This is a genomic window from Wujia sp. (assembly GCF_056872695.1).
In genome coordinates, this window is sequence record NZ_DBMFCD010000004.1 from 209562 (window position 1) to 217982 (window position 8421).

At 37.8% G+C, this 8421-nt stretch carries 10 protein-coding genes; all 10 read right to left on the reverse strand.

The window, feature by feature from the left end:
* Nucleotides 1-248: 248 nt before the first annotated feature.
* Entirely contained in the window at nt 249-776 is a 528-nt protein-coding gene (locus tag ACZQK9_RS06045) for a GNAT family N-acetyltransferase (protein ID WP_483269977.1), read from the reverse strand.
* Nucleotides 777-941: 165 nt separating this feature from the next.
* Nucleotides 942-1526, reverse strand: a complete 585-nt coding sequence (locus ACZQK9_RS06050; RefSeq protein ID WP_483269978.1) for a hypothetical protein — start codon at nt 1524-1526, stop codon at nt 942-944.
* Between the two features lie 164 nt (nt 1527-1690).
* The gene (locus ACZQK9_RS06055) at nt 1691-2101 is read right to left on the reverse strand and encodes a hypothetical protein (RefSeq protein ID WP_243023089.1); all 411 of its coding nucleotides are present in this window, start codon (nt 2099-2101) and stop codon (nt 1691-1693) included.
* A 285-nt stretch (nt 2102-2386) separates the two neighbouring features.
* Nucleotides 2387-2758 carry a hypothetical protein gene (locus ACZQK9_RS06060; RefSeq protein ID WP_483269979.1) on the reverse strand — a complete coding sequence of 124 codons (372 nt, stop codon included), beginning with the start codon at nt 2756-2758 and terminating at the stop codon, nt 2387-2389.
* A 128-nt stretch (nt 2759-2886) separates the two neighbouring features.
* The gene (locus ACZQK9_RS06065; protein ID WP_117781655.1) at nt 2887-3159 is read right to left on the reverse strand and encodes a hypothetical protein; all 273 of its coding nucleotides are present in this window, start codon (nt 3157-3159) and stop codon (nt 2887-2889) included.
* 18 nt (nt 3160-3177) lie between these two features.
* Nucleotides 3178-4602 (reverse strand): polymorphic toxin-type HINT domain-containing protein, encoded by a 1425-nt coding sequence (locus ACZQK9_RS06070; RefSeq protein ID WP_118694318.1) that lies wholly within the window; start codon nt 4600-4602, stop codon nt 3178-3180.
* Between the two features lie 288 nt (nt 4603-4890).
* The gene (locus tag ACZQK9_RS06075; RefSeq protein ID WP_008400146.1) at nt 4891-6144 is read right to left on the reverse strand and encodes an ATP-binding protein; all 1254 of its coding nucleotides are present in this window, start codon (nt 6142-6144) and stop codon (nt 4891-4893) included.
* A 337-nt stretch (nt 6145-6481) separates the two neighbouring features.
* Nucleotides 6482-7369 carry a CPBP family intramembrane glutamic endopeptidase gene (locus ACZQK9_RS06080; RefSeq protein WP_118500665.1) on the reverse strand — a complete coding sequence of 296 codons (888 nt, stop codon included), beginning with the start codon at nt 7367-7369 and terminating at the stop codon, nt 6482-6484.
* On the reverse strand, nt 7369-8097 hold the full coding sequence (locus tag ACZQK9_RS06085; protein WP_483269980.1) for a MerR family transcriptional regulator: 729 nt from the start codon (nt 8095-8097) through the stop codon (nt 7369-7371). The genes ACZQK9_RS06080 and ACZQK9_RS06085 overlap by 1 nt, the downstream gene beginning before the upstream one ends.
* Nucleotides 8098-8230: 133 nt before the next feature.
* Nucleotides 8231-8421: hypothetical protein (locus ACZQK9_RS06090; RefSeq protein ID WP_483269981.1), on the reverse strand; the 191-nt coding region annotated here is incomplete at its 5' end.

Consider the following 8421-nt stretch of genomic DNA (forward strand, 5'->3'; position numbering starts at 1 on the left):
TCATTGTATCACAATTCAAAATAATTATGGCATATTCTTCCGCACCACAAAACCGGATATATGTTTGACCAAAAGACCGCCAAAGTTTACCAAACATGGCGGTCTTTTGGTGTTTATTTTTGCTCTTAGAACCAACGGTATAACCAAGAGCAAAGCTCATACTGGATATAACCCCTTATAGTTCAGTTTATCAATGCACTTTTTATCAAAAATGCAGTTTGTGCATTGATATTAGTGCTGAAATTAACTCAGTTTTCTTTCATTTTTTTCCACTCTTCTCTTGTAATAGCATAGGCATAAGAAATCGTATTTTTAGGATCTTGATATTCCTTTACTTTTTTCATTCCATTTGCTAAAGCAGTAGAATAAGAGCCTATGTTAGTGTATTTCATGTACGAATAAATTATATCGTATTGCGTATTAAGAAATACCCAATCTCGTACTGCTCTAGCAGCTTCTTTAGCAAAGCCTTTTCTCCAATATTTTTTATGAATATGATAGCCTATTTCCGGAAGCATTTCTCCGTCAATATCCTGTATAGTAATACCACAATCTCCAATAAATTCTCCCGTTTCTTTCAACACAACTGCCCAGAGTCCAAAACCACACTTTATATAATTATCCAAATTCCACTGGATCCAACTCCTTGTTTTATCTTCATCAAAAGGTGCCGGATAATGTTGCATAGTTTCTATATCAGAGACTATCTCAAAAAGTGCGTCAAAATCCTCTGTAACATATTCTCTTAAAGTGAGCCTATCTGTTTCAAGTACCATCTTATTCCCCCGTAAAATACCGATTTCTCAGTTTCAAAAACTGGAATTGTATATTAATTTTTCTTATTTAGTCTAATATGGAAATCGTTGGCTTTAGAACATTCTTCATATGTAAGATTAGTTTCATTCATTAAAAACTCAACGGCTTCCTCCTTTGTATTGTAATTAGATTTTTCTTTCATATATCTTAACAAATTGGTCATATATATTCTTCCGTACTTCTTCTGACAAACCGGCGTATTTTGTATCCAACACCTTTTTTACGGCTTCGTACTTCCTATTTTTATCTTCTAAATCCGGACCACGGTCATAATTAAACCTCACATCATAAAAAATGTGTTTCATATCGTTACTTAAAGCTTGTAACACTCGAAACCCTTTCATAGAAAACTTTCCTTCTTTTATACCATTCTCCACACAGGGCTGTATCGCCCAATCCATCATAAACCAATTCTCCATTGGCATATTTACACCATATCCGGAATCTGACAAAAAGTCATTTATCTCATTCCAATTTATCTGTAACGGCAAATCGTTTTCTTTCGCAAATAAATAGTCATCACGCTGTAATTCCTGTTTTTTTCGCTTTCTTGTATTTCTTTCATAAACAATCCAGTATATTACCATTGCTGCTATAATACACACGCTAAATATCTTCGTAATCATGGTATTTCCTTTATAAATAATCAAGTATACTACGGTTACTACCGCAATACTTATGCTGAGTACCTTTATAATCAAACCATTCATTGTGTATCTCCCTATCACTAAAAATTGGAAATTATCAAGTCGACAAATATCGATTTTCCTCTCATACATATTTTCTTCCAATCTGCGATGCATGAGAGCACAATCAACATAATCGAACTGATGCCGTCAAGGACTTTTCAAAAACGCTTGATAGCATTTTATATTCATTGTGAATCTTCTAAATACACTATACATCTGTTAACATCTTTTGGAGAATAAAAAACCGGGACTTTCTTCTTCATAAATAACTCTTTGTCACTTTGAAGCATATTCTCTAACTCTGGTTCTATTCCTTCTTCGTAATCTCCATAATGCCCGATCGTGAAGCGGCACTCATGTTCCATATTATCTTTTGTCTTAAATATAATATGAGCTTCGGTATAGGGCTGGTTAAAATCATTAACTAACGTTACATCTTCGATGATCCCCTCGACCAGATTCCATTTTATAATCACGAAAAATCGATTGCCCAAATAGATGATAGGAATAATTGCAAAGAGCGAAGCTAAAAAAAGCCATCTGTTAAAAAGTCCGGCAATGATTCCGGGGATAGCCGTTATAATCACCGCAATCATACACCTTTTACATGTTCTCTTTAATACTTTACTTTTGTATTTCCCCATTATCTTTCAGCTTTCCTTACAATTTCATCATCATGTCGGATTCATATTTTATAATCGTTGAAAATCAAAGTATTACAAACACTACTACCAAACATCCAACGAATCCCACGAACCACAGTATTATAAAAGATAGAAAATTTGCCTTATTTTTTCGAAGCAGAATCATTGCGGTTATCATTATGGCTAACCATGCGAACATAATAATATATCCAAACAAAAGATAAACTACAGGACTGGTCAAAATTTAAAAAACCAGAAAAGCTTCCCGCCATATGGATTTTTCTTACTGAGCAACCGTGCCGAAACTGCATGGAATAATAAAAATGCACCGCTTATGATCGTCATCACCAGTTCAAACTGTGATAAGACCGACATGGAATTATCATTATAGCCTATATAAACATTCTTACTGCCCAGAATGCTGCAATTTCCCTCATACCAGAACACATTGGCACCATTGACCGGTGAATCCGGCTTAATCTGCAGCACCGTATAAGTTGACCGAATGCCTTTCCCATAACGTGATTTGTAATTTCTGACAGCATTTCCGCTATATACCTTGACATGATTGGAGCTCTGCCGGGAGCTTTGATATGTTACAGTTCTCATCGAGTTTTATAGCTGATAAAGAAAGACTGAACGCCTCTTGTAATTGCCCATTATAAAAGGAAGTTTCCGCATTTGAAATTAATTCTGCAAGTTGATCTTTTTTGTCCATTGGCATCCAAATCATCCCCTTACGTAACATCGGTTTTTTTCAGTTCGTTTATTAGCTCTATATCATAATCATTTGGAGCATCACTGAATGCTTTTTCTGCTAAAGTGACAGCTTCTTTTGAAATCGTAACCTCATTAGCTAAAACGTTCTCCAAAAAATTTTCAAGAGCCACCCGTTTTTCTCCATATTTCGCCAGTTCTTCAGCATCTTCCACAAGAGCATTCACAAGAGAGTCGTCATGAAATTGCATAGAGATATTTTTGAAGAACATATCATATGCGTCTTTTACCATTTTAATCTCCTCTCATAATTAGCGATTAATAGGAAAGCCAGTTACTATCCCTTCACCGCCTGGTTCAACAATCACTCTAATATCTAAACTATGGTTTTGTCCTTCAACAGTAAATCTAACTGGTCTACCATTTCTTGTGGTAAGAGGAGCGTTTGGATCTGGACCACCAATAGTTTTCGGTGCATTTCGACCACTTCCTGGACCTGTAGCTTGTTGCCAAATTGATTTTGGACTATTCGCAACATCTTCGACAGCCTTAATAGCATTATCATCGGACCAAGTATCTGGAAAAGCACTATTGCCAAATCCGCGATTTGGACCGTGCCCAGGATCATCTGGACCTTCGCCTTCAAGAATATGTCGTCTTCTATTATCACTAACTTTACATTCGGTATTGTGAACCCATACGGTATTTCTTCCAACAAAATATGTATGTGAGTTTTCAACCTGAAAATTATATACATTTACAGATATTTCGAACTCTTCAATCTTATACTTTTCGATTAATAAATCATCACCATTAACGCTAACAAGCTTATCACCCACAAGGAGTCTACCAGCCTCAATAAAGCCTCTGCCCTGCACATAAAATGGATGATTGTCTGTGGTGATGACTTCTTCACCATTGATTACAAGATGAACGAGTTTGTCCACCTTGCGGACATATGTTTCAAGGACAGTTTTTTCACTTGTTTCAAGCGTATCAGGATCAGTTGAAATAACCTTATCACCAGGATTTATCTTTTCAATAGCGAGCAGACCAGCAGTTGTAAGTACCAATGTACCAGCAACAAAGCACGCCATATTCTGAGAAGCAGCACCTGAGAACGAAGATACCAAGCTTACCCCCATCTGGAACTTGTTGTATACATCGCTCTGATGCATTTTGTTGTTAAGTTCCGTGATTGGGTTATTAGGATCAATCATCCCCAATCCTAATGATACCATGTCAAAACCATCCATACTATTAGAAATGGCCCCGCTGATTTTAGAGGTTGTCTGGATTGCGTTTCCTAATTTAGAACCGCAGGTTATGAATTTGCCGGCGATTCCGCCTACGCCGCCCAAGGCACCACCCATTATGGCACCATCTAATGCACCTTGGGCAAATCCTTCTAGGAATGAGCCTCCTGTTAGCATACTGGTAATTCCGCCAATCAAGCCACCGGTCAAAGCACCTTTTAAAGCTCCGATAAGAATGCCAGTGCCTATACCCTGTAAGCCAGGAACACAAATGCAGACAACAGCCACTACGATTTCAATTACCAGAACGATCTCTTTCCAGTGATCTTTACACCACTGACCGACCTTTTTCAAACCTTCGCAAAATTTTTCCCAGTCGGTCTTTTCGCAGTCAGGCTTAAGATAAGAGTATTGTTTGTAAAAGTCCTTCTTAGCACGTGAGATTTCGGATGATGCCGAATTATCACGATCTACCGTCAAGTTAATAAACTCATCGACTTCTCTTTGGGTTGCTTCGAGACCCGCAATCTGCTGTTCTTGTGTCTGAGAAGAGGTTCAAAAACAGTTAACTTCTAAATCAACTGTTTTTTGAAAGGTCGTTTCATCAGATTCTTATAGCAATCCAGCAAATAATCTCATAAATAATTGTCCCAGTCGCAAATATGCACTTCGTCCGGTTTGATATTGGTCTGTCACATCACGACATTCTCCCAGCGTGTTCACTCTTTTTTGAAATAGAACAACACCACAGCAACAACTCAAATCGACTTAAAATTCCAGACTATTCGCATTCAGCAAGAAATACTTCATTCCCATGATGACAAAACCTTCATCATTTCTCCAAGGCTTTTTGCTGCCATTTACAATGACGATCTTCTTGAAAGAGTCCGGGATATTACGCAGAGAATTGAACTCCTGCGTCTGTTTTTCTTCCGAAGTCATGTCATATGCAACCTGGATATAGTATCTCTGGTTTCCTTGATTCACCACAAAGTCAACCTCCAACTGCTTGCGAACACGTTTGCCCTCTTTATCCTTATCGAAGATATCCACGACACCCACATCAACATTGTAGCCACGGATCAACAGCTCGTTATAAACAATGTTCTCCATGATATGAGTAGGCTCCTGCTGTCTGAAATTCAGACGTGCATTTCTCAGTCCCAGATCCGTAAAGTAGTATTTCAGATTTGCACCGATATACTTTCTGCCCTTAATATCGTATCGGCTTGCCTTGGAAATCAAAAAGGCATCTGTCAAATAGTCGATATGCTTGGAGATGGTTTTATTAGCATAAGTCATCTGACGCTCACTGGCAAAGGTATTGGCAATCTTTGAAGGGTTGGTCGGTGCGCCGATTGCAGATGCAAGCACATCAACCAGAATCCCAATCTCATCCACGTTCTGAATCTTATTTCTTTCAATAACATCCTTCAGATAGACATTTGCAAAGATGTTCTTCAGATAGTCCGCTTTCTGTCGTTCGCTCTGGAAACTTACGATCTGCGGCAATCCTCCGTAGATCATGTAGTCATCCCATGCATCATCATAATCGCCGTCATAGACAGAATAAAACTCTGCAAAGGAGAGAGGGTAGATTCTAATCTCATCACCTCTGCCACGGAATTCGGTCACAATGTCGCTGGACAGGAACTTGGAATTACTTCCGGTGACATACACATCAATATTGCTCATGCGGAGCAGGCTGTTCAGCACTTCCTCAAATTGTGACATAAACTGCACTTCATCAAGAAGCAGATAGTATTTGCCATCGTCTTTCATGGCATCTTTGATGTACTTGAAACACACCTTAGGATCTCTTAGTTCCTCATTTTCAATACCGTCCAATGCAATCTCAATAATATGATCAACATCAACGCCGTTCTCCAGTAAGTATCTCTTAAAGATGGTAAACAGCAAAAAGGATTTGCCACATCTACGAATGCCGGTAATCACCTTTATCATTCCATTATCTTTTCGCAGGGTCAGCTGCTGTAGGTAAGCGTCTCTTTTAATCTCCATCGTTACGCTCCCCCTTTCCGTGCATCTGCACACTTTTTAGTAATGCTATCACAGAACGACGTGAATTTCAATATGCATTCCCATTTTATGTGCATCTACACACTTTTATGTAATGTTGATAAATATATTTTCAGATTTTTTTGATTGCAGTGTCTATAATCGACTACTCCAATCGTTATTATAGGTAAACAACAAAAAGAAGATGGTTTCGATGTTTCATTAAATATGTTCGTTAGTCTTTTACGCAAAGGATTCTATCTCCTCTGCGCCCTAATGCTTTTCGGATTCAGTTCAACAAACTGAAATTTGTGGGTGAGATTGAATATCTCTTTAATACTCAATTCCTTTTCGTCTTTACGCAAATGATGACTGCTACAATAATCATTGGAATCATACTGATAATACCAATATATGCTGGACCTAGAATTGCCATATTGGAATATTCAGGTTTTACCAGATATGCAAAGATGGTAAATGCATTGATAGCACCATGCATAAGGGATGGCAACCAAATGGTTTCTGTCTTTTCATATACATAATCAAGTAAAATACCCATCATAATAGTAGAGATACAGAATACGATTGGCCCAAGTACCGGTGCGCCGATATATTCTTTTCCATACTCATAACCGGCAAAAATCATGATCGGCCAGTGCCAAGCACCCCAGATTGCACCACCCACAATACGGCCTTTGGTGTCACCAAACTTTTTCTTCAAATACGGATACAGTGCACCTCGCCAACCAACCTCTTCGCCTAATGCGACAAACATATTCAGAAATGGTGCAATTGTCACAGCTTGAACAGACGTAATCAGCAGATACATTGGTATCGTGATACCCTGTGCCTCGAACTGTTCCAACGCTCCCGCTTCCTCTAAAAGACCTCTTAACGTCATAAATTCAGAGTCAAATGTATCCGGGAAAATCACAAAAAACAAGACCCCTCCAAGGATACTTAATAACGCCGGCATCCAAAGGGCAAAGAATACATAACGAAGTTTCCCTTTTAAATGTGGTACCCATCCCATACCTTTTAGCGGGATTCTGGCTACCAGTACACCAAGGAACGGCATAAACATGGTAATCATCACTATAACAGTAAACACTATCTGATTTCCATTATTACTAAAAACACTTGCTATCATTTCTAAAATCCAAGCTAGTCCAAATGCGACTGCCATGTATATCACAAATTGTTTCTTACTCAAATTAATTGTTTCCATTATGCATCCACCTCTTTTCTATATACTTCCAAACTCCAAATTTTCCTCCTACAATTAGGACAAGTTAACTTTCTCATCTTTGGATTATGATTTGCCAACAGAGTTTCCATTTTCCTTGGTTGAAATCTGGTATGGCATTCCGGACAAATATACTCTATCCGTTTGTACCAATAGTTTGCTAAAAAGACAGCACAAATAGTATACACTGCCGTAGTTACAAAAAATGGTATCCAAATTCCTTGTAATATACCAATAACAAAAGTTACAATTCCTGTGATTTCTACAGGAATTCCTACGATCAGCATTTTTTTGTACATTTTCTTTCGCTTTTCTTTTTCCTCCATAATCGATGATATGTCATGAATTGTTTTTTGCGACCCATCCTTGAAAGAAGCCAAAGAACTTCTTATGCCTTTAATATTTTCTAATTGTTTCGTTTTTTTCTTGACATCCGCCTGAATATTTTTTTCTTGCTCATCAAGCAAAAGTTCGATTACCTTTTTTGACTCATCAGATTCCAATATTTCAGCAATATCTTTTATAGAGATATCCAAATCTCTTAAAAAGCAAATCGTTTCCAATGTGGCAACATCCTCTTCGGAGAACAGTCTTCGTCCCCCTTCCGTCAAATCTGTTGGCACCAAAATACCTCTTTCATCATAGTATTGAATCGTTCTTACTGAAACGTTGCACTTCTTTGCAAGCTCTCCTGTTGTGTATAATGACATATCCTGCCTCCTTTCAAGGTCCATATTAGTACATAACGTAGCGTGACAAGCAATATATCACGCTACGTTATTTTTTGATTTTTTCAAATAATCAAATTTTTATATCAAACCAGACAGCGAGAGAAATTCAAATTTAATAATTAGTTTTTTTCGCAATCAAAACTCCAACAGGAGCTAAACCGCCATCCACCAAATTCACTTTGACGACTGTAAAGCCATAATTCGTAATAAACTCACAAAAATTTTCCTTGTTCCATTCTTTGTATGCTTTAAATCCTGTAATAGACATCAATCGCTTTCGTAAACCACTTGATTTTTTCTCTG

Coding starts and splice junctions, on each gene's coding strand:
- ACZQK9_RS06060 (WP_483269979.1), bottom strand. CDS start 2,758: ATGAGAACTGTAACATATCAAAGCTCCCGGCAGAGCTCCAATCATGTC.
- ACZQK9_RS06045 (WP_483269977.1), bottom strand. CDS start 776: ATGGTACTTGAAACAGATAGGCTCACTTTAAGAGAATATGTTACAGAG.
- ACZQK9_RS06050 (WP_483269978.1), bottom strand. CDS start 1,526: ATGAATGGTTTGATTATAAAGGTACTCAGCATAAGTATTGCGGTAGTA.
- ACZQK9_RS06065 (WP_117781655.1), bottom strand. CDS start 3,159: ATGGTAAAAGACGCATATGATATGTTCTTCAAAAATATCTCTATGCAA.
- ACZQK9_RS06085 (WP_483269980.1), bottom strand. CDS start 8,097: ATGTCATTATACACAACAGGAGAGCTTGCAAAGAAGTGCAACGTTTCA.
- ACZQK9_RS06055 (WP_243023089.1), bottom strand. CDS start 2,101: ATGATTGCGGTGATTATAACGGCTATCCCCGGAATCATTGCCGGACTT.
- ACZQK9_RS06080 (WP_118500665.1), bottom strand. CDS start 7,369: ATGGAAACAATTAATTTGAGTAAGAAACAATTTGTGATATACATGGCA.
- ACZQK9_RS06075 (WP_008400146.1), bottom strand. CDS start 6,144: ATGGAGATTAAAAGAGACGCTTACCTACAGCAGCTGACCCTGCGAAAA.